Raw genomic sequence first — 20,951 nt, 5'->3', positions numbered from 1 at the left:
GATTTAATGCGCCAGACGCCGTGGGACAGTGTTGGTTTGCGCCCGGGGGCATCCTGCCGAACAATTTTTGCAATCCAAGGCCGTTCATGCGTCGACTTCTCTCTTCCGCGGCTGCCGCCGTGCTCGTTTTTGCCGCCGGTTCGACCCTGGCCGCGACCCCCGCCGCCCGCGCTCCCGCCAAGTCGGCCGTCACCGCCGCCACCGTCACCACCCAGCTGCCGCGCGGCGTGGTCCCGACGCACTATGATCTGGCCTTCACGCCCGACGCCGACAAGCTGACCTTCACCGCCTCGGTGAAGATCGCCGTCGACGTGGTCAAGCCGACCAGCACCATCACCCTGCACGCCGCCGACCTGGAGTTCGCCAAGGTCGAGATGGCCGGGGTCGGGGCGGCCAAGGTCAGCGTCGACGCCGAGGCCCAGACGGCCACCTTCACCTTCGACAAGCCCGTGAGCGCCGGCGCCCACGTCCTGGCCATCGACTACAGCGGCAAGATCTACAAGCAGGCCGCCGGCCTGTTCTCGCTGGACTACGACACCGACCAGGGCAAGAAGCGGGCGCTCTACACCCAGTTCGAGAACAGCGACGCCCGCCGCTTCATCCCCTCGTGGGACGAGCCGTTCTTCAAGGCCACCTACGACGTCCAGGTGACCGTCCCGACCGGCCAGATGGCCATCGGCAACATGCCGATCGCCAAGACCGAGGATCTGGGCGGCGGCAAGTCCAAGGTGACCTTCGCCACCTCGCCCAAGATGTCGACCTACCTGCTGTTCTTCGGCCTGGGCGACTTCGACCGCGCCACCGCCAAGGTCGGCGACGTCGAGATGGGCGTGATCACCAAGAAGGGCGACCTGGCCAAGGCCGACTTCGCCCTGAAGTCCTCGGGCCCGATCCTGCAGTGGTACAACGACTATTTCGGCGCGCCCTATCCGCTGCCGAAGCTGGACCACATCGCCGCCCCCGGCCAGAGCCAGTTCTTCAGCGCCATGGAGAACTGGGGCGCGATCTTCTACTTCGAATACGCCCTGCTGGACGATCCGGCGATCTCCACCCAGGGCGACCGCCAGAACATCTACACCACCGTGGCCCACGAAATGGCCCACCAGTGGTTCGGCGACCTGGTCACCATGCAGTGGTGGGACGACCTGTGGCTGAACGAGGGCTTCGCCTCGTGGATGGAGAGCCGGGCCACCGAGCACTTCCACCCCGAGTGGAACAGCCAGCTGGGCTCGGTCGCCAATCGCGAATACGCCATGGGCCTGGACTCGCTGTCGACCACCCACCCGGTGGTGCAGCACGTCGAGACCGTCGACCAGGCCAGCCAGGCCTTCGACGCCATCACCTATGAGAAGGGCGAGGCCGTCATCCGCATGCTGGAGGGCTATGTCGGCCCCGAAGCCTGGCGTTCCGGCGTGCGCGCCTACATCAAGGCCCACGCCCACGGCAACACCCAGACCGACGACCTGTGGATCGAGGTCGAGAAGGCCGCGGGCAAGCCCATCACCGCCATCGCCCACGACTTCACCCTGCAGCCGGGCATCCCGCTGATCACGGTCGACGCCGGCGCCTGCGTCGCGGGCAAGACCCCGGTCACCCTGACCCAGGGCGAGTTCAGCCGCGACAAGCCGACCAAGACCCCCCTGGCCTGGCGCGTGCCGGTCTCGGCCCAGGTCGCCGGCTCCAGCAGCGTGGCCAAGACCCTGGTGGTCGGCGGCAAGGGTTCGCTGAGCGTCGCCGGCTGCGGCCCGGTGGTCGTCAACGCCGGCCAGTCCGGCTATTTCCGCACCCTCTACACGCCCAAGGCCTTCGCCGGCGTCTCGGCCAGCTTCGCCAAGCTGCCGGCCATCGACCAGCTGGGCGTGATCTCGGACGCCTGGGCCCTGGGCCTGAACGGCCAGCAGGCCGTCACCGACGCCCTGGACCTGGTCCTGGCCACCCCGGCCGACGCCGATCCGCAGGTGTGGGGCAAGGTCGCCGGCGTCCTGACCGACGTCGACGGCATGTACGAGAGCGCGCCGGCCGACCGGGCCGCGTTCCGCAAGCTGGCCATCGCGCGCCTGGCGCCGGTGTTCCAGAAGGTGGGCTGGACGGCCCAGCCGGGCGAAGCCGCCCCTGTCGCCACCCTGCGCACCACCCTGATCAACGCCCTCAGCATCCTGGGCGACCCGACGGTGATCGCCGAGGCCAAGCGTCGCTACGCCGCCGACAAGACCGATCCGACCGCCGTGCCCGGTCCGCTGCGCAAGGCGATCCTGGCCTCGATCGGCCGCAACGCCGACGCGGCCGCCTGGGACGCCCTGCGCGAACAGGCCAAGGCCGAGAAGACCCCGCTGATCCGCGACCAGCTCTACACCCAGCTGGCCTCGGTGCAGGACGAGGCCCTGGCGGCCAAGGCCCTGGACCTGGCCATCAGCGGCGAGCCCAGCGAGACCCTGGCGGCCAACATGATCTCGCGCGTCTCGGTGCTGCACCCGGACCTGGCCTTCGACTTCTCCGTCGCCCACAAGGACGCGGTGAACGGCAAGGTCGACGCGGCCTCGGCCACCAAGTTCATCCCGGGCCTGGCGCGCCGCTCGGCCGATCCGGCCATGATCGGCAAGGTCCGCGCCTATGCCGAGGCCAACCTGCCGGCCGGTTCGCGCGGCGAGGCGGAAAAGTCGGTGGCCTCGATCACCGACCGCATCAAGTCGCGCAAGGCCGCCCTGCCGGCGATCACCGCCTGGGTCGCCAAGAAGGGCTGAAAACCCTTGGAAACGCCGGGGGCGAACACGGTCCCTGAGCGGATTCAGCGAACGCGAGGTGAGGCTTTCGGGCCGCTCTCGTCGTCTATCTGGCGGAAGGGCCGCGCTTTTTCGAGCGCGGCCCATTTCGTCGCAGGTCAAGATTCCCCTTCATTCGCTGCGGGATTGGGCTTGCAGGCTGGCGCCTATCCCCCATATCGGCTTTCGAAGCGGGGTTGACGGGCTCGTCAACTTCGATTGAACGAACGCTTTCCCTTCGTACGTCGTTGTGTAGACGCCGTCTGGAGGGCGAGGATTTGGATCAACCGTTAGAACGCGACCAGACGGGGACGGCTCGAGAAAAACCGGGGCGCTTGCCTTAAGGCCCTTGTCACCGCCGTCCGCCAATCAGGAGCTGCAGGTCTCAACATGAGCAAGATTATCGGTATCGACCTTGGCACCACGAACTCGTGCGTGGCCATCATGGACGGTAAGACCCCGAAGGTGATCGAGAACGCCGAAGGCGCTCGCACCACCCCCTCGGTCGTCGCCTTCCTCGAAGACGGCGAGCGCCTTGTCGGCCAACCCGCCAAGCGCCAGGCCGTCACCAACCCCACCAACACGCTGTTCGCGATCAAGCGCCTGATCGGCCGCAACGCCAGCGACCCGGTGGTGGAAAAAGACAAGGGCATGGTGCCCTACGAAATCGTCAAGGGCCCGACCGGCGACGCCTGGGTCAAGGCCCACGGCAAGGACTACAGCCCGCAGGAAGTCTCGGCCTTCATCCTTCAGAAGATGAAGGAAGCCGCCGAGACCCACCTGGGCGAGCCGGTGACCAAGGCGGTCATCACCGTCCCGGCCTATTTCAACGACGCCCAGCGTCAGGCCACCAAGGACGCCGGCAAGATCGCCGGCCTTGAGGTCCTGCGCATCATCAACGAGCCGACCGCGGCGGCCCTGGCCTACGGCCTGGAAAAGAACGACGGCAAGAAGATCGCCGTCTACGACCTGGGCGGCGGCACCTTCGACGTCTCGATCCTGGAGATCGGCGACGGCGTCTTCGAAGTGAAGTCGACCAACGGCGACACCTTCCTGGGCGGCGAGGATTTCGACCTGCGCGTCGTCGACTACCTGGCCGACGAGTTCAAGAAGGAACAGGGCGTCGACCTGCGCAAGGACAAGCTGGCCCTCCAGCGCCTGCGCGAAGAGGCCGAAAAAGCCAAGAAGGAGCTGTCGTCGACCGCTCAGTACGAAGTGAACCTGCCCTTCATCTCGATGAACGCGTCGGGTCCGCTGCACCTGAACATCAAGCTGTCGCGCTCCAAGCTGGAAGCCCTGGTCGAAGACCTGATCACCCGGACCATCGGTCCGTGCGAACAGGCCCTCAAGGACGCCGGCCTGAAGAAGAGCGACATCGACGAAGTCATCCTGGTCGGCGGCATGAGCCGCATGCCCAAGGTGCAGCAAGCCGTGCAGGACTTCTTCGGCCGCGAACCCCACAAGGGCGTGAACCCCGATGAAGTCGTGGCCCTGGGCGCCGCCGTCCAGGCCGGCGTGCTGCAAGGCGACGTCAAGGACGTGCTGCTGCTGGACGTGACCCCGCTCACCCTGGGCATCGAGACCCTGGGCGGCGTGTTCACCCCGCTGATCGAGCGCAACACCACCATCCCGACCAAGCGCTCGCAGACCTTCTCGACCGCCGACGACAACCAGTCGGCCGTGACGATCCGCGCCTTCCAGGGCGAGCGTCCGATGGCCGTCGACAACAAGTTCCTGGGTCAGTTCGACCTGCAGGGCATCCCGCCGGCGCCGCGCGGCGTGCCGCAGATCGAGGTCACCTTCGACATCGACGCCAACGGCATCGTCAACGTCCACGCCAAGGACAAGGCGACCAACAAGGAGCACTCGATCCGCATCCAGGCCAACGGCGGCCTCTCGGACGCGGACATCGAGCGCATGGTCAAGGAAGCCGAGGCCAACAAGGCGTCGGACGAGAAGAAGAAGGCGCTGGTCGAGGCCAAGAACCAGGGCGAGGCCATCGTGCACTCGACCGAGAAGGCCCTGGCCGAGCACGGCGACAAGGTCGGCGCGGCCGAGAAGACCGCGATCGAGACCGGCCTGACCGACCTGAAGTCGGCGCTGGAAGGCGAAGACGTCGAGGCTATCCAGGCCAAGACCCAGGCCCTGATCCAGGCGTCGATGAAGCTCGGCGAGGCGATGTACAACGCCCAGCAGGGCGGCGCTGAAGGCGGTGACGAAGCCGCCGCCGATGACGGCGTCGTCGACGCCGAATTCGAAGAAGTCGACGACTCCAAGCCGTCGGCGTGACCATGGGTCGCGGGGCGGTGCGCGTGACTTCGGTTCCCTCCGCCCCCACCTTCGGGGACAAGGCTCCCGCCTGCCGCTTGCGGCCGGGCGGGAGCGCTCCCACCTCCTATTCCAACATGGCTAGTGATCGACCCTGACGATGCGCGACTATTACGAAGTCCTGGGCGTGGCCCGTGGCTGCGATGACGCCGCCCTCAAGGCCGCCTTCCGCAAGATGGCGATGGAGCACCATCCTGACCGCAACGGCGGTTGCGAGAACGCATCCTCGCGGTTCAAGGAAATCAACGAAGCCTATTCGGTGCTTTCGGACGCGCAGAAGCGCGCTGCCTATGACCGCTTCGGCCATGCCGGGGTGAACGGTCCGCAGGGCGGGCCCGGCGGCTTCGGCGGCGCCGACGCCAGCGATATCTTCAACGACGTTTTCGGCGACGTGTTCGGCGAGATGTTCGGCGGCGGCCGTCGCCAGTCGAACGGTCCCCAGCGCGGCCAGGACCTGCGCTACGACCTGGAGATCACCCTCGAGCAGGCCTATGCGGGCGCCGAGGTCGAGATCAAGGTTCCGGCCGCCATCACCTGCGAGGTCTGCGACGGCTCGGGCGCCAAGCCCGGCACCAGCCCGACGGTCTGCGGCTCGTGCGGCGGCGCCGGCCGCGTGCGGGCCACCCAGGGTTTCTTCGCGGTCGAGCGCGCCTGCCCCCGCTGCGGCGGTTCGGGCCGCCTGGTCCTGGACCCCTGCCAGAGCTGCCACGGCCACGGCCAGGTGCGCCGCGAGCGCGTGCTGTCGGTGCGCATCCCCGCCGGCGTCGATGACGGCGCCCGCATCCGCCTGGCCGGCGAAGGCGACGCGGGGGCCCGCGGCGGTCCGCGCGGCGACCTGTACCTGTTCCTGTCGGTGATCCCGCACGAGCTGTTCGAGCGCGACGGCCTGGACCTCCTCTGCACCGTGCCGGTGCCGATGACCGTGGCCGCCCTGGGCGGCGAGATCGAGGCCCCCTGCCTGCTGGGCGGCGAGAACTGCGACGGCAGCAGCCGCCAGACCGTCAAGGTCCCGGAAGGCTCGCAGACCGGCAAGACCGTCCGCCTCAAGGGCCGCGGCATGCCCTCGCTGCGCAGCCGCCAGCGCGGCGACCTGGTGGTCGAGCTGTTCGTCGAGACCCCGACCCACCTGTCCGCCCGTCAGAAGGAGCTCCTGCAGGAGCTGGCCGGCCTGTGCGGCGAGAAGCAGAACCCCAAGTCGGCCAACTTCGTCGGCAAGGCCAAGCGCTTCTGGGAAGAAGTGACGGGCAGCTAGCGCAACGGGCGCGATCGACTTTCGGAATACAAATTCGGGTTGCAAAACCTGAAGATGCATACTCCCATGGCGTGCGCATTCGGCGCATTGCCAAAGGGGTTGTTCAGTGAAGATTCGTCGGAAATTGGCGTTGTTCGGTGTCGCCGTCAGCCTGGCCGCGGGCATGTCCATGGTCAGCGCGCCGGTCGTCGCCGCGCCCACCTATTGCCAGCAGCAGGCCTGGTGGTTCTGCGATCCGTACTACACGCGCGGCACCACGGAATGGTGGGCCTGCGTCGACAACTACATCGCCAACTGCGTCTACAACGGCTGCATCAAGACCGGCGACGAGCAGTGCGTGGCGAACCGCATGCCCAAGGCCCTGCCGCTCCAGAAGATGAAGAAGCTGCAGAAAGCCGCCTAGGCTTTCGACGGCCGCCGCGCGCGCGGCGGCCGTCACCCCTCCGCGCCGCCCATGGGCCGAAAGCGCCTATTTCGTGGGTTTTCGCGGGATTAGTCCCCAGGGCTTGTGGATATCCCTTGCCGAAGTCTTAACGGGAGGCGCGACGCCCTATACCTTCCGGCCCGATGAACGCCCCCGCCTCCCCCACCGTCCAGACCTATGACGCCACCGGCGCGACGCCGGTGATGCAGCAGTTCTTCGAGATGAAGGCGCGGCAGCCCGACGCCCTGATCTTCTTCCGCATGGGCGATTTCTACGAGCTGTTCTTCGACGACGCCTACAAGGCCGCCGCCGCCCTGGGCATCAGCCAGACCTTCCGGGGCACCCATAACGGCCAGCCGATCCCGATGGCCGGCGTGCCGCAGCACGCGGCCGAGGCCTATCTCTCGAAACTGATCCGCATGGGCTTCAAGGTCGCCGTCTGCGAGCAGATGGAAGACCCGGCCGAGGCCAAGAAGCGCGGCTCGAAATCGGTGGTCCGCCGCGACATCGTCCGTGTGGTCACCCCCGGCACCCTGACCGAGGACGGCCTGCTGGACGCCCGGGGCGCCAACCGCCTGGCCGCCGTGGCCGTGCGGGCGGGCCAGGCGGCCGTGGCGGCCGTCGAGCTGTCCACCGGCGAGGTCGAGTGCTTCCTGGTCGCCAAGGACGCCGTGGCGGCGATCCTGGCCGCCCTGGCCCCGTCCGAGACCCTGGTCGCCGACCGCCTGCTGTCGGACGAGCACCTTTCCCAGACCCTGAAGATCTGCGGCGGGCTGATCCAACCCATGCCCTCGGCCCTGTCCGAGCCCCAGGCGTCGGAGACCCGGGTCAAGCGCCTCTACGGCGTCGACACCCTGGACGGGTTCGGCGGCCTATCGCCGGCCGAGGTCGGGGCCCTGGGCCTGATCGCCGCCCATCTGGAGATGACCCAGGCCGGCAAGCTGCCGGCCCTGCGCGCCCCGCGACGCGCGGCCGAGGCCGACGTCATGGCCATCGACCCGGCCACGCGCGGCAGCCTCGAGATCGACCGCACCCAGGGCGGCGACCGCAACGGCTCGCTGCTGGCCGCCATCGACCGCACGGTCACCGCCGGCGGCGCTCGCCTGCTGGCCTCGCGCCTGGCCCGGCCGCTGCTGGACCCGGCCGCCATCGACGCCCGCCTGGACGCGGTGGAATGGTTCGTCGACCACCGGGTGCTGCGCGAGCGCCTGCGCGAGGTGCTCAAGGGCGCCGGCGACATGGCCCGCGCGCTTTCCCGTCTGGCCCTGGGCCGGGGCGGTCCGCGCGACCTGGGCTGCCTCAAGGACGGTCTCAAGACCGGCGAGAAGCTGGCCGGCATGGTCGGCGGTTCGGGCGATCCGCTGTCGCCGCCGCCCGCCGAGCTGGAAGGGGCGCTGAAGGCCCTGACCCCGTCGCTGCAGGAGGGCCTGTCGCGCCTGCTGGCCCAGCTGGAGCAGGGCCTGGGTCCCGACCTGCCGGCCCTGGCCCGCGACGGCGGCTTCGTGGCCCCTGGCGTGCGTCCCGAGCTGGACCAGGCCCGGGCCCTGCGCGACGACAGCCGCCGGGTCGTGGCCGCGCTGGAAGCCCGCCTGATCCAGGAAAGCGGCGTGCCGCTGAAGATCCGCCACAACGGCGTCCTGGGCTATTTCGTCGAGGCCACGGCCGGCAAGGCCGACCCGCTGTTCCAGCCGCCGCTGAACGCGACCTTCATCCACCGTCAGACCCTGGCCAACCAGGTGCGGTTCACCACCGTCGAGCTGGCCGACCTGGACGCCCGCATCGCCCAGGCCGCCGAGCGGGCCCTGGCCATGGAGGTCGCGGCCTTCGAGGACTGGCGCGCCGACGCCGTGGCCCTGGCCGAACCGATCCAGCTGGCCGCCGAGGCCCTGGCCAGGCTGGACGTCGCCGCCGCCCTGGCCGAGTGGTCCGAAGACGCCGGCGCCGTGCGCCCCACCGTCGACCGGTCCCTGGCCTTCGACGCCAAGGCCGCCCGCCACCCGGTGGTCGAGGCGGCGGTCAAGCGGGCCGGCGATCCCTACACCCCCAACGACTGCCGCCTGGACGCGGCGGGCGACATCGGGGCGCGGCTGTCGATCGTCACCGGCCCGAACATGGCCGGTAAGTCGACCTTCCTGCGCCAGAACGCCCTGCTGGCCATCCTGGCCCAGTCGGGCTGCTACGTGCCGGCCAAGTCGCTTCGTCTTGGCGTGGTCGACCGCCTGTTCAGCCGTGTCGGGGCAGGCGACGACCTGGCCCGGGGCCGTTCGACCTTCATGATGGAGATGGTCGAGACCGCCGCCATCCTGACCCAGGCCAGCCCGCGCAGCCTGGTGATCCTGGACGAGATCGGCCGGGGCACGGCCACCTACGATGGTCTCGCCATCGCCTGGGCCTGCGCCGAGGCCCTGCACGACGTCAACCGCTGCCGCGCCCTGTTCGCCACCCACTATCACGAGCTGGCCACGCTGGAGACGCGGATGGCCCACGTCTCCAACCTCAGCCTGCGGGCCAAGGAGTGGAACGGGGACCTCGTCTTCCTGCACGAGGCCGCCGCCGGCCCGGCCGACCGTTCGTACGGCGTCCAGGTGGCCAAGCTGGCCGGGGTGCCGCCCCAGGTCGTGGCCCGCGCCAAGGAGGTGCTGGACCGCCTGGAGAGCAAGACCGAGTCGCCGGCCAAGCTGGACGAGCTGCCCCTGTTCGCCGCCTCGGCTCCGGTCGCGGCGCCTGTTCAAGCGGCGCCCAGCCGCACGGACGCGGCGCTGGAGGAGCTGGACGTCGACGGCATGAGCCCGCGCGAGGCCCTGGACGCGCTTTACCGTCTTAAGGCTCTGCTCAAGGCTTGAGATCATATAGGTAGGGCGCGGGTCGCCTCGCCGGGTTTTTGATCGGGTTCGGCGATCGCGTTCCGCAAGCCTATATTGGTCCCATGCCCCGTCGCCTTCGCCCCACCCCGCTGGAACATGTCGTCGACGGCCACGCCCTGCGCGCGCGCCTGTCGGCCGCCGCCCTGGACCTGATCGGCGACGAGGCCGGCCAGCGGGCTCGCGCCATCGAGATCCTGAAACAGGCGCTGTTCCGCGGCCGCATGATCGCCAAGGAGCGGCTGGAGAACGGGGCCGGCGGCCTGGAGACGGCCCGCCTGCTCAGCGGCGTCACCGACGAGGTGATCACCGCCCTCTACGACTTCACCACCGTCCACGTGTTCCGGGCCCGCAACCCCACCGAGGGCGAGCGCCTGTGCCTGCTGGCCGTGGGCGGCTACGGCCGCCGCACCCTGGCGCCGTTCTCGGACATCGACCTGCTGTTCCTGCGCCCCTACAAGCAGACGCCGCACGCCGAGAGCGTGATCGAGTACATGCTGTATGCGCTGTGGGACCTGGGCTTCAAGGTCGGCCACGCCTCGCGCACGGTCGAGGAGTGCGTCAAGCTCTCCAAGGAAGACTACACGATCCGCACCTCGATCCTGGAGGCCCGCCGCCTGACCGGCGACGAGCGCCTGGGCGAGGAGCTGAAGAAGCGCTTCCGCGACGACGTCATGAAGGGCACCGGCGCCGCCTTCGTCGCCGCCAAGCTCAAGGAGCGCGACGACCGCCAGGCCCGGGCCGGCGCCAGCCGCTACATGGTCGAGCCGAACGTCAAGGAGGGCAAGGGCGGCCTGCGCGACCTGCACACCCTGATGTGGATCGCCGAATACCTGCACCCGGTCGACCGTCCCGAGGACGTGTTCAAGTTGGAGGTGTTCGATCGCCGCGAGGCCAAGGGCTTCATCCGCGCCTTCGACTTCCTGCACGCCGTGCGCGCCCACCTGCACTTCGCCACCGGCCGTCCGGAAGAGCGCCTGACCTTCGACCTGCAGCCCGAGATCGCCCGCCGCATGGGCTACGGCGACCGCGGCGACGCACCCGCCGTCGAGCGCTTCATGCGCCGCTATTTCCTGGTGGCCAAGGAGGTCGGGGCCCTGACCCGCGCCTTCTCGGCCAAGCTGGAGGCCGAGCACTTCAAGCACGAGCCCCGGGGCATCTCCCGCTTCCTGCCCGGCGGCGGCAAGCCCAAGCGCAAGGCCCTGGACGTGGCCGGCTTCTACGAGGACGGCGGCCGTCTGAACATCGACGGCCCGCAGGTGTTCGAGGCCGACCCGGTCAACCTGATCCGCCTGTTCAAGACCGCCGACGACCGCGACCTGGACCTGCATCCGGACGCCTTCACGGCGGTGACCCGCAACCTGCACCTGATCACCTCGAAGGTCCGCCGCGATCCTCAGGCGACGCGGGCGTTCCTGGACCTGCTGGCCTACGGCAAGCGCAGCTACCGCACCCTGACCTTGATGAACGACGCCGGCGTGCTGGGTCGGTTCATCCCCGAGTTCGGCCGGGTCGTGGCCCAGATGCAGTTCAACATGTACCACTCGTACACGGTGGACGAGCACACCCTGCGGGCCGTGGGCCTGATCGGCGACATGGCGGCCGGCCGCCTGGTCGACGACCACCCGCTGGCCGTCTCCATCATGCCGTTGATCGAGGACCGCGAGGCCCTGTTCCTGGCCATGCTGCTGCACGACACCGGCAAGGGCGGGGTCGGCGGCCAGGAGAAGGCCGGGGCCCGCAGCGCCCGCAGCGCCTGCGAGCGCCTGGGCGTGGAGCGCACTAAGGTCGAGCTGGTGGCCTGGCTGGTCGAGAACCACCTGGTCATGAGCGACTTCGCCCAGAAGCGCGACGTCGCCGATCCCGGCACTGTCGCCGCCTTCGCCCGCATCGTCGAGAATCCCGAGCGCCTGCGCCTGCTGCTGGTCATCACCGTGGCCGACATCCGCGCGGTGGGCCCGGGCGTCTGGAACGGCTGGAAGGGCCAGCTGCTGCGCGAGCTCTACAACGCCACCGAGGCGGTGTTCCGGGGCGGGCGCGGCAGCGACGCCGCCGCCAGCGTCCAGCGCCACCAGGAGGCCGCCGCCGAACAGGCCCGCGACGTGCTGGTCCAGGCCGATCCCGCCGCCCAGGGCTGGGCCCAGGCGATGGAGGCGGCCTATTTCGGCGCGTTCTCGCTGGAGGACCTCAAGGCCCATGCCGAGCTGGCCCGCCGCGCGGCGATCCAGGGCGGGGCCGCCGCCGAGGGTCGGGTGCCGGCCGGCGCCAACGCCGCCGAGATCGTCATCGCCGCCAAGGACCGTCGCGGCCTGTTCGCCGACCTCGCCCTGGCCATCTCCTCGCTGGGCGGCAACGTCGTCGGCGCCCGGGTCTTCACCTCGCGCCAGGGCCAGGCCCTGGACGTCTTCCATGTGCAGGACGTGACCGGCGCGGCCCTGGGCTGCGAGAACCCCCGGGCCCTGCGCCGCCTGGCCGACGCCCTGGAGGCGGCCGGCCGCGGCGAGCCGATCGCGGTGGAGCCCCGGCGCGGCGCGGAGCTGTCGCGCACCGCCGCCTTCTCGATCGCCCCGACCGTGGTCGTCGACAACGAGGCCTCCAACGAGGCCACGGTGGTCGAGGCCTCGGGCCGCGACCGTCCGGGCCTGCTGCAGGCCCTGGCCCGCACCCTGGCCGACAACGGCCTGTCCATCCAGTCGGCCCATATCGACGGCTACGGCGAGCGGGCGGTCGACGCCTTCTATGTCCAGACCACCGAGGGCGGGAAGGTCGAGGACGCCAAGAAGGTCTCGGCCCTGAAGGCCGATCTGCTGGCGGCCCTGGAGCAGAACGAGGCCGGCGCGCCGAACACCCGTCCGGGCCTGAAACGGGCGCGGGCCAGCGTCGCCCGCTAGGCCTGGGGACCTATCCAAGGTTTCATTATGGCTTGACGAGAGGCTCCCGCCACGCGACCTCAGCCACTTCTGAAGAAGTGTGACAGGATTGCGTCTTGGCAAAGTCTCCCGCCCGTAGCTTCGCGATGTCGCCCGAAGACGTGGTCCGGGCGCTGTACAAGCACATGCTGCGGCGCGGGCCGAACGCGACGGAAATCGAGGGCTGGTCGGCCCTGATCCGCGAGCACGGCGATCCGTCGGTCGTCGTGAAGGGCCTGCTGGGATGCGACGAGTACGGCCTGATCCATCGCTCCGTGACCCTGAAGCCGCGCAAGCTGTTCTTCTTCCACAATCCCAAGGCCGCCGGCCTGTCGATCACCCACGCCCTCGAGGCGGCCGTCGGCGAGGTCGGGATGGCCCCCGAGATCGCCAACAACCTGAACCAGCACGAGGCGGTCGCCGGCCGGTACGAGCCGTTCAAGGGGCATGATTTCTACGCGGGCCACTACGGCCGCGACGTCTTCGAGGCCGTCCGTGACGGCCACGCCTACATCACCAACTTCCGCCATCCGGTGGGGCGGGTCCTGTCGCTGTACAACTACTTCAAGGACACGTTCAAGAAGCTCACCCCCGGCCACGGCAGCGTCGCCTACTACGCCGCCTGCGAGGCCGCCGCGACCCTGAGCCTGCACGACTTCGTCACCAGCAAGCACCCGGCCGTCCGCATCTTCGTCAGCGACTTCCACTTCCGCCAGCTGACCGGCACGCCGTGGGAGTTCCGCGAGCCCGCGCCGCTGCGGGCGGCCTACGACTTCATCGACGGCGCCCTGTGGTACTATGTCTGCGAGTTCGAGGACCTGTCCCGGCGCTGGCTGACCGAGGCCCTGGGGATCGAGTCCCTGCCCCACGACAACACCAGCCACGACAAGCCGACCAGCCTGCGGCCCTGCCAGATCCCCGACGAGACGGTCCAGGCGATCCTCGACCTCAACACCCGGGACCTGGCGATCTATCGCTACGCCGTCCAGGGCCTGCTGGGCCGCGACGCCGCGCCGACCGAAGGCTCCGACGCGGCCCTGGCCGCCCGGACCCCCGCCGCGGGGACCTTCGCCATGTCGCCCGAAGAGGTCGTCCAGGCGCTCTACAAGAACCTGCTCGGACGCGACGCCGATCCCGGCGGGCTGGAGGGCTGGTCCAATCTCATCCGCCAACACAACGATCCCAGCTTCGCGCTGAAGTGGATCCTGGACAGCGACGAGTACAAGGCGCGCCAGCCGGCGGCGGCGCCCTCGTTCGACGCGCTCGCCGCCCAGGCCCTGGCCCGCCTGGACCGCAGGCCGCGCATCGTGGACGTCGGCGCCCAGACCCTGGGCCCGGGCAGCCACGCCTACGACGCCCTGATGCGGTTCTGCCCGACGGACGTCATCGGCTTCGATCCGCTGGAGGAGCGGCTTGACGAGCGCGAGGCGGCGGAGGGCGGCGAGAACGTCACCCTGCTCCCCTACGCCCTGGGCGACGGCGGCACGCACACCCTGCACATCAACAACGCCGACGCGACCTCGTCGCTGTATCCGCTGGACCTGGACCACAACCGGCCGTTCCCGCTGCTCAGCCCGCTGGAGACGGTGCGCACCCTCGACCTGCCGACGCGGCGGCTGGACGAGGTCCTGCCGCCCGAGCCGGTTGATTTCCTCAAGCTCGACATCCAGGGCGGCGAGCTGCTGGTGCTGCGGCATGCGGAGGCCACGCTGGCGCGGACGGCGGTGGTCCATTGCGAGGTGGAGTTCGGCCCGATCTATGCGGGCCAGCCCCTGTTCGCCGAGGTCGAGACCTTCCTGCGCGCCCACGGCTTCTACCTGGTGGATTTCCCGACCCTGGGGAAATACGCCTATGAGAACACCGGGAATTTCGAGACCGACGACCAGCTGCTGTGGGCCGACGCCGTCTTCTTCCGCCGGACGGACGACCCGGCCGTGCGCGCCGCCCAGGCCCTGATCGCCTCGGTCGTCTATCGCAAGCCGTCCATGGCCGCGCACCTTCTCGAGGCCTGAAGCCGCGAGAAGGGCGACGTCCTGCACGAAAAATCCTCGGCCGGCTGGTTCCGCCGTCGCTTGACGGCCCATCGTCCAGCCCGCAGAAGCCATTCGTGACCGACAGCGCCCCCCCGAACGCCTCCGCCCCGCAGACCGACGCGCCCAAGAAGCCCGGCGGTCTGCTGAAGTCGTCGATGATCTATTCCGGCCTGACCCTGGTCAGCCGGTTCATGGGTTTCGCCCGCGACCTGGCGGTCTCGTACCGGATGGGGGCCAGCGCCACCCCGGCGGCCGACGCCTACAACGCGGCCCTGGCCTTCCCGAACCTGTTCCGCCGGTTCTTCGCCGAGGGGGCCTTCGCCGCCGCCTTCGTGCCGGCCTACGCCAAGTCGCTGCAGCGCGACGGCGAGGAGACTGCCGACATCCTGGCCGCCGACGCCATGGCCACCCTGGCGGCCTCGACCATCATCATCACCGTGATCTGCCAGCTGGCCATGCCCTGGCTGATGATGCTGATCAGCCCCGGCTTCGGCTGGGGCACCGAGAAGTACAAGCTGGCGGTGCTGCTGACCCAGATCACCATGCCCTACCTGCCGTGCATGGCCATCGTGGCGCACCTGTCGGGCGTGCTGAACGCCCGCGACCGCTTCATCCTGTCGGCCGGCGCGCCGATCCTGCTGAACATCTTCACCCTGGCCTTCATCCTGCCCCAGACCAGCGCCGTCGGCGCGGCGACCTGGGGTTCGGTCGGGGTGGTGGTGGCGGGCGTCGCCCAGGCGGCCCTGCTGACCTGGGGCGTCAACAAGTCCGGCGCCCAGGTGCACTGGCGGCTGCCGCGCCTGACGCCCGAGGTGCGCGAGCTGATCGGCAAGGCCATCCCCGGCGCCCTGGCGGCCAGCGCCACCCAGGTCAACATCTTCATCTCCGGCAACCTGGCCAGCCATGTGCCCGGCGGCCGCTCGTGGCTGGCCACCGCCGACCGCCTGTACCAGCTGCCGCTGGGCCTGGTGGGGGTGGCGATCGGCGTGGCCCTGCTGCCGCGCCTGTCGCGGGCCGTGAACAGCGGCGACGGCGAGGACGCCCAGAGCGCCATGGACCAGGCGATCACCCTGGCCATGGCCCTGACCATTCCGGCCGCCGCGGCTCTGGTCGCCATGCCCGGCTTCCTGTCGGACGCCCTCTATACCCGCGGCCAGTTCACCCCCTTCGACGCCAGCCAGACGGCGGCGGCGCTGCTGTTCTACGGCCTGGGCACCCCGGCCTTCGTGCTGCAGCAGCTCTATTCGCGGGCCTTCTTCGCGCGCGGCGACACCAAGAGCCCGATGCGCTTCGCCCTGATCTCGGTGGCGCTGAACATCGGCCTGGGCATCGCCCTGTTCAATGTGATGGGCGTGCGCGGCATCGCCGCCGCCACGGCCGTGGCCTCGTGGATCAATGTCGGCCAGATGGCCTGGGGTCTGGCGCGCAAGGACCACTACAGCCCTTCGCTCCAGACCTGGTCGCGGGTGAGCCGGATCCTGGCGGCCAGCGTCGCCATGGGCGGCGTGCTGGCGGCGGCGTCGCACTGGCGGCCGCTGATCGAGGCCCCGCTGCGCGAGCTGGGCCTGCGCGGCCACACCTTAGGAGCCAAGGAGGCCGCCCTGCTGCTGACCGTGTTGATCGGCGGCGCGCTCTATCCGCCCCTGGTCCTGCTGTTCGGTGGCGTGACGCCGGCGGAGGTCAAGGGCCTGCTCAAGCGGGGCAAGGCGTAAGGCTTGCTCTCTCAGCGCCGGCCCGGTAACCAGCGTGCATGGCTTCGATCGGATCTTCCGCGCCGCGATGGCGCAGCTTCATCTGACCTCGACCGCCGCGCTCCAGGCGCGGCGCGCGCCGCTGCGCACCCGCCATATCGCTCTAAAGTTCCAAGGCTGAAGCCATGACCGACCACACCCCTGTCCCCTACACGGGCCCCACTCGCGTGCTCTCGGGCGTCCAGCCGTCCGGCGCCCTGCACCTGGGCAACTATCTGGGCGCCCTGGTGAAGTTCGCCCGCCTGCAGCACGAGATGGACACCTTCATCTTCGTGGCCGACCTGCACGCCATCACCGTCTGGCAGGAGCCCGAGGCCCTGGCCCAGCAGACCCGCGAGATCGCCGCCGCCTACCTGGCCGCGGGCCTGGACCCGAAGAAGGCGACGATCTTCCCGCAGTCGGCGGTGCGCGAGCATTCCGAACTGGCCTGGATCTTCCAGTGCGTGGCCCGCCTGGGCTGGCTGGACCGCATGACCCAGTTCAAGGAGAAGAGCGGCAAGCACAAGGAGCGCAGCTCGGTGGGCCTCTACACCTATCCGGTGCTGCAGGCCGCCGACATCCTGGTCTACAAGGCCACCCACGTGCCGGTGGGCGAGGACCAGAAGCAGCACCTGGAGCTGACCCGCGACATCGCCGGCAAGTTCAACCACGACTTCGGCGTCCAGGGCTTCTTCCCGCAGCCCGAGCCGCTGATCCAGGGCCCCGGCGCCCGGGTGATGAGCCTGCGCGACGGCTCGGCCAAGATGAGCAAGTCCGATCCGTCGGACTACAGCCGCATCAACCTGACCGACACGGCCGACGACATCGCCGCCAAGGTCCGCAAGGCGCGCACCGATCCGGAGCCGCTGCCCGAGACGCTGGAAGAACTGGGCGCCCGCGCCGAGGCCGACAACCTGGTGGGCATCTTCGCGGCCCTGGCGGGCAAGACCAAGGCCGAGGTGCTGGCCGAGTACGCAGGCAAGGGCTTCGGGACCTTCAAGCCGGCCCTGGCCGAGCTGGCGGTCGAGAAGCTGGCCCCGGTCGGCGAGACCATGCGCCGCTACCTGGCTGACCCAACCGAGATCGACCGCATCCTGAAGGCCGGCGCCGAGCGGGCGTCCGAAGTCGCCGCGCCGACGGTGGCCGAGGTGAAGAAGCTGGTCGGGTTCTGGGGGGCGTAAGGTTTTCCCTCTCCCTATGGGAGAGGGTTTCTCGCCGGGATCCGCACCGGCAGGCTCTCATAGCCCTTCACGAAGCTAGAATAGACGCGCTTCGGCTCGCCCATCACCTCGATCTTCGGGAAGCGCTTGAGGATCTCCTCCCAGATGATCTTCAGCTGCAGCTCGGCCAGGCGGTTGCCCACGCAACGGTGGATGCCGAAGCCGAACGACAGGTGGCGGCGGGCCTGAGGGCGGTCGATCAGGAAGGCGTTCGGATTGTCGATGACGGTGTCGTCGCGGTTGCCCGAGACGTACCACATCACGACCTTGTCGCCCTTCCTGATGGTCTTGCCCGACAGCTCGAAGTCCTCGATGGCCGTGCGGCGCATATAGGCCAGCGGCGTCTGCCAGCGGATGATCTCCGAGACCATGTTGGGGATCAGCGACGGGTCGGCCCGCAGCTTGGCCTCTTCCGCCGGGTTCTGGCTCAGGGCCAGCAGGCCGCCGGTGATCGAGTTGCGGGTGGTGTCGTTGCCGCCGACGATCAACAGGATGATGTTCCCCAGATACTCGAACGGCGGCATGTTCCGCGTCGCCTCGCCGTGGGCCAGCATCGAGATCAGGTCGTTGCCCGGTTCGGTCGAATTGACCCGCTGGTTCCACAGCTCGGTGAAATAGGCCAGGCACTCCATCAGCTCGGCCCGGCGCTGCTCCTCGGTGTCGACGATCCCGGCGCCCGGCACGGCGGTGGAGACGTCGGACCAGCGGGTCAGCTTGCGGCGCTCCTCCCAGGGGAAGTCGAACAGGGTGGCCAGCATCTGGGTGGTCAGCTCGATCGACACCTTGTCGACCCAGTCGAAGGTCTCGCCGATCGGCAGGTTGTCGAGGATGCCGCCCACGCGCTCGCGGATCGTGCCCTCGAGCAGCGCCAGGTTCACCGGCGAGACGATCGGGCTGACGGTCTTGCGCTGGATGTCGTGCTTGGGCGGGTCCATGGCGATGAACATCGGCAGGACGAAGTCCTCGTCGAAATTCCGGATCGTGATCCCGCCGAAGCTGCTGTCCGACGAGAACACCTGGTGGGTGGTGTCGACGGTCATGATGTCGTTGTAGCGGGTGATCGACCAGTAGGGTCCGTGCTCGCTGACGGCGCAGTAGTGCACCGGGTCCTCGGCCCGCAGCCGCTCGAAGAACGGCCAGTGGGCGTCGGCCTGGAACAGGGCGGGATCGGCGACGTCGATCTCCTCCAGGGGCATCGAATAGGCCCGGGCGCGCGCAGCGTCCTTCTGGGCGTCGGCCGACAGATCGATGGCTCCGTCGCTCATGACGACCTCCCAAGAAAATGAACAAGCAAACAACTGTTTCGAGGATGGAGCCATAACGCGGTTCGTTTGTCACGATGACGCAAGCGGCACCCGGCCTCTTGCCCGGGGGGCGCCGAAGGTCCATTTCTCCGGCATGTTCATCCAGACCGAAACCACGCCCAATCCCGAGGTCCTGAAGTTCCTGCCCGGCCGCGAAGTGCTGGGCGAGGGCGCGCGCGAGTTCCGCACGGCCGAGGAAGGCGACGCCTCGCCCCTGGCCGAGGCCCTGTTCCGGCTGGGCGACGTCGACCGCGTGTTCTTCGGCCCGGACTTCCTGACCGTGACCAAGGCCGAGGGCGCGGAGTGGCCCCACCTGAAGGCGCCGATCCTGGCCGCCATCATGGACCACTTCACTAGCGGCCGGCCCCTGCTGCTGGACCAGGTCGAGAGCGGCCACGACGAGGACGGGGTCTACGACGAGGAGACCTCGCAGATCGTCGCCGAGATCAAGGACCTGCTGGACACCCGCATCCGCCCCGCCGTGGCCCAGGACGGCGGCGATATCGTGTTCTCCAAGTTCGAGCCGGCCACCGGCGTGGTCTGGCTGCACATGCGCGGCGCCTGCTCGGGCTGCCCCTCGTCCTCGGCCACGCTGAAGGCGGGCGTCGAGAACATGCTCAAGCATTACGTGCCCGAAGTGACCCGGGTGGAGCAGACGCTCTAGCACCCCGCGGCGTGCGCATGGGGGCAAGGGAATGCGTCCTGGGCGCCTTGCCAGCGCGGTTCCGCGTCCTTATCGTAACTGTATAAGTTGCAATTATATCGCCCATAAGGATCGCTGATGGCCAAGCTCGCCGACACGGCTCTCGACCAACTGTTCACGACGGCCCGCACCCGCAACGGCTGGAGCGACAAGCCCATCCCCGAGGCGGTGCTGCGCGAGCTGTACGACCTGGTGAAGTTCGGCCCGACCGCCGCCAACAGCACCCCGGCGCGCTTCGTGTTCGTGCAGAGCCCGGAAGCCAAGGCCCGTCTGGCGGCCGTGTCGTCGGGCTCGAACGGGGCCAAGATCCTCAAGGCGCCGGTGACGGTGATCGTCGGCTACGACCTGGACTTCCCCGAGACCCTGCCCAAGCTGTTCCCCAACGCTCCGGGCGCCAAGGACTGGTTCCCCGATCCGGTGGCCAAGGAGTGGGGCGCGCTGCGCAACAGCTCGCTGCAGGGCGGCTACTTCATCCTGGCCGTGCGGGCCCTGGGCCTGGACGCCGGTCCGATGTCGGGCTTCGACAACGCCGCCGTCGACAAGGAATTCTTCGCCGGGACGAACATCAAGTCGAACTTCATCGTCTCGATCGGCTACGGCACCGAAGAAAACCTCTTCCCGCGCAATCCGCGCCTGGACTTCGAGGAAGCGGCGAAGATCGTCTGATCGCGTCCTGAGCTCCAAAGGCTGTCATCCCGGATAGCGCTGCGCGCTTCCGGGATGACAACTTCTTTGTGCGCACGTGCACATCGCTGGGACCCAGTGCTAGAACGCGGGGATGACCCAGCGCCTCGCCCTGATCGCCGCCCCGCTGCTGCTGCTCGCCGCCTGCGGTCCCGCCAAGCAAGTCGACGAGGCCCCGCCCGCCGCTTCGAGCGCCGAAGTCCCCAAGTCCGGGCCGGTCGCCGTCGCGGTGACGCCCTATGTCGGCGGACCGCTGCACGTGCGCGCCGACGGCGTGGGCCCGATCACCGGCGAGACGGCCTTCGACCTGGCCACCATCAAGGCCCTGTTCCCCAAGGCGGTGGTCAAGAGCGCCTTCATCCACACCGGCGAGGGCCCGCCCGGGCCGATCCTCACCGTCGACCAGGACAACGTCCCGCTGCTGGAGATCGGCAAGGGCGCGGAAGGCGGCATCGGCGAGATCCGCCTGGCCGGCGGTCCGGTCGAGGGCCCCAAGGGCGAAACCCTGCTGGCCAAGTGGGGCGACCTCGGTTTCGACATCGCCCAGTGCCGGGCCGGCGAGGGCCGCACGGTCAACCAGACGGTCTGCGTGCGTCCCGAGGCCCCGACCGTGGCCTACGTCTTCGGCGTGCCGGGCTGGGCCAAGGGCGGCCTGCCGCCGGTCGAGGTGCTGAAGGCCAAGGGCCAGCTGAACGAGTTCGTCTGGCGTCCGGCCGAGCAGGCGGCCGTCGGGGCGGCCTGATC

Annotated in this window: 13 protein-coding genes; 12 read left to right on the top strand and 1 reads right to left on the bottom strand. The window is 69.3% G+C overall.

All coding sequences use genetic code 11. From position 1 onward, the window contains the following. Positions 1 to 119 precede the first annotated feature (119 nt). From AC1U89_RS17215 to trpS, 9 genes are all read left to right on the top strand, one after another. Positions 120 to 2,741 carry a M1 family metallopeptidase gene (locus AC1U89_RS17215; RefSeq protein WP_479900897.1) on the top strand — a complete coding sequence of 874 codons (2,622 nt, stop codon included), beginning with the start codon at positions 120 to 122 and terminating at the stop codon, positions 2,739 to 2,741. A gap of 408 nt (positions 2,742 to 3,149) precedes the next feature. After that, positions 3,150 to 5,048 (top strand): molecular chaperone DnaK, encoded by a 1,899-nt coding sequence (gene dnaK, locus AC1U89_RS17210; protein ID WP_479900896.1) that lies wholly within the window; start codon positions 3,150 to 3,152, stop codon positions 5,046 to 5,048. Positions 5,049 to 5,187: 139 nt separating this feature from the next. After that, positions 5,188 to 6,339 (top strand): molecular chaperone DnaJ, encoded by a 1,152-nt coding sequence (dnaJ, locus tag AC1U89_RS17205; protein WP_479900895.1) that lies wholly within the window; start codon positions 5,188 to 5,190, stop codon positions 6,337 to 6,339. Positions 6,340 to 6,469: 130 nt separating this feature from the next. Beyond that, positions 6,470 to 6,742, top strand: coding sequence for a hypothetical protein (locus tag AC1U89_RS17200; protein ID WP_479900894.1), 273 nt, complete (start codon positions 6,470 to 6,472; stop codon positions 6,740 to 6,742). Positions 6,743 to 6,906: 164 nt separating this feature from the next. Next, positions 6,907 to 9,606 carry a DNA mismatch repair protein MutS gene (mutS, locus tag AC1U89_RS17195; protein WP_479900893.1) on the top strand — a complete coding sequence of 900 codons (2,700 nt, stop codon included), beginning with the start codon at positions 6,907 to 6,909 and terminating at the stop codon, positions 9,604 to 9,606. Between the two features lie 83 nt (positions 9,607 to 9,689). Next, positions 9,690 to 12,515, top strand: a complete 2,826-nt coding sequence (locus AC1U89_RS17190; RefSeq protein ID WP_479900892.1) for a [protein-PII] uridylyltransferase — start codon at positions 9,690 to 9,692, stop codon at positions 12,513 to 12,515. A gap of 125 nt (positions 12,516 to 12,640) precedes the next feature. Further along, positions 12,641 to 14,545, top strand: coding sequence for an FkbM family methyltransferase (locus AC1U89_RS17185; RefSeq protein WP_479900891.1), 1,905 nt, complete (start codon positions 12,641 to 12,643; stop codon positions 14,543 to 14,545). A gap of 95 nt (positions 14,546 to 14,640) precedes the next feature. Further along, positions 14,641 to 16,278: a murein biosynthesis integral membrane protein MurJ gene (gene murJ, locus AC1U89_RS17180; protein WP_479900890.1), complete on the top strand. Its 1,638-nt coding sequence runs from the start codon at positions 14,641 to 14,643 to the stop codon at positions 16,276 to 16,278. Between the two features lie 164 nt (positions 16,279 to 16,442). Continuing rightward, positions 16,443 to 17,477, top strand: coding sequence for a tryptophan--tRNA ligase (gene trpS / locus AC1U89_RS17175; RefSeq protein ID WP_479900889.1), 1,035 nt, complete (start codon positions 16,443 to 16,445; stop codon positions 17,475 to 17,477). A gap of 14 nt (positions 17,478 to 17,491) precedes the next feature. Here the strand turns inward: trpS and AC1U89_RS17170 are convergent, their stop codons facing one another. Next, a complete protein-coding gene (locus tag AC1U89_RS17170; RefSeq protein ID WP_479900888.1) occupies positions 17,492 to 18,781 on the bottom strand; it encodes a cytochrome P450 in 1,290 nt (429 codons plus the stop codon). 133 nt (positions 18,782 to 18,914) lie between these two features. Here AC1U89_RS17170 and AC1U89_RS17165 point away from each other — a divergent pair, with 133 nt between their 5' ends. From AC1U89_RS17165 to AC1U89_RS17155, 3 genes are all read left to right on the top strand, one after another. Beyond that, positions 18,915 to 19,484, top strand: a complete 570-nt coding sequence (locus tag AC1U89_RS17165) for a NifU family protein (RefSeq protein ID WP_479900887.1) — start codon at positions 18,915 to 18,917, stop codon at positions 19,482 to 19,484. A 117-nt stretch (positions 19,485 to 19,601) separates the two neighbouring features. Continuing rightward, a complete protein-coding gene (locus AC1U89_RS17160) occupies positions 19,602 to 20,189 on the top strand; it encodes a malonic semialdehyde reductase (protein ID WP_479900886.1) in 588 nt (195 codons plus the stop codon). Positions 20,190 to 20,301: 112 nt separating this feature from the next. Then, positions 20,302 to 20,949: a DUF1131 family protein gene (locus tag AC1U89_RS17155; RefSeq protein ID WP_479900885.1), complete on the top strand. Its 648-nt coding sequence runs from the start codon at positions 20,302 to 20,304 to the stop codon at positions 20,947 to 20,949. The last annotated feature ends 2 nt before the right edge of the window (positions 20,950 to 20,951 follow it).

This window comes from Caulobacter sp. 05T431, assembly GCF_056665975.1.
Note: the sequence above shows the minus strand (reverse complement) of the source record. Positions and strands in the feature narration are given on the sequence as shown.

Excerpts from the sequence above, each read along its gene's own strand:
- dnaK (WP_479900896.1), top strand. The coding sequence starts at position 3,150 with ATGAGCAAGATTATCGGTATCGACCTTGGCACCACGAACTCGTGCGTG.
- dnaJ (WP_479900895.1), top strand. The coding sequence starts at position 5,188 with ATGCGCGACTATTACGAAGTCCTGGGCGTGGCCCGTGGCTGCGATGAC.
- mutS (WP_479900893.1), top strand. The coding sequence starts at position 6,907 with ATGAACGCCCCCGCCTCCCCCACCGTCCAGACCTATGACGCCACCGGC.
- AC1U89_RS17190 (WP_479900892.1), top strand. The coding sequence starts at position 9,690 with ATGCCCCGTCGCCTTCGCCCCACCCCGCTGGAACATGTCGTCGACGGC.
- AC1U89_RS17185 (WP_479900891.1), top strand. The coding sequence starts at position 12,641 with ATGTCGCCCGAAGACGTGGTCCGGGCGCTGTACAAGCACATGCTGCGG.
- trpS (WP_479900889.1), top strand. The coding sequence starts at position 16,443 with ATGACCGACCACACCCCTGTCCCCTACACGGGCCCCACTCGCGTGCTC.
- AC1U89_RS17170 (WP_479900888.1), bottom strand. The coding sequence starts at position 18,781 with ATGAGCGACGGAGCCATCGATCTGTCGGCCGACGCCCAGAAGGACGCT.
- AC1U89_RS17165 (WP_479900887.1), top strand. The coding sequence starts at position 18,915 with ATGTTCATCCAGACCGAAACCACGCCCAATCCCGAGGTCCTGAAGTTC.
- AC1U89_RS17160 (WP_479900886.1), top strand. The coding sequence starts at position 19,602 with ATGGCCAAGCTCGCCGACACGGCTCTCGACCAACTGTTCACGACGGCC.
- AC1U89_RS17155 (WP_479900885.1), top strand. The coding sequence starts at position 20,302 with ATGACCCAGCGCCTCGCCCTGATCGCCGCCCCGCTGCTGCTGCTCGCC.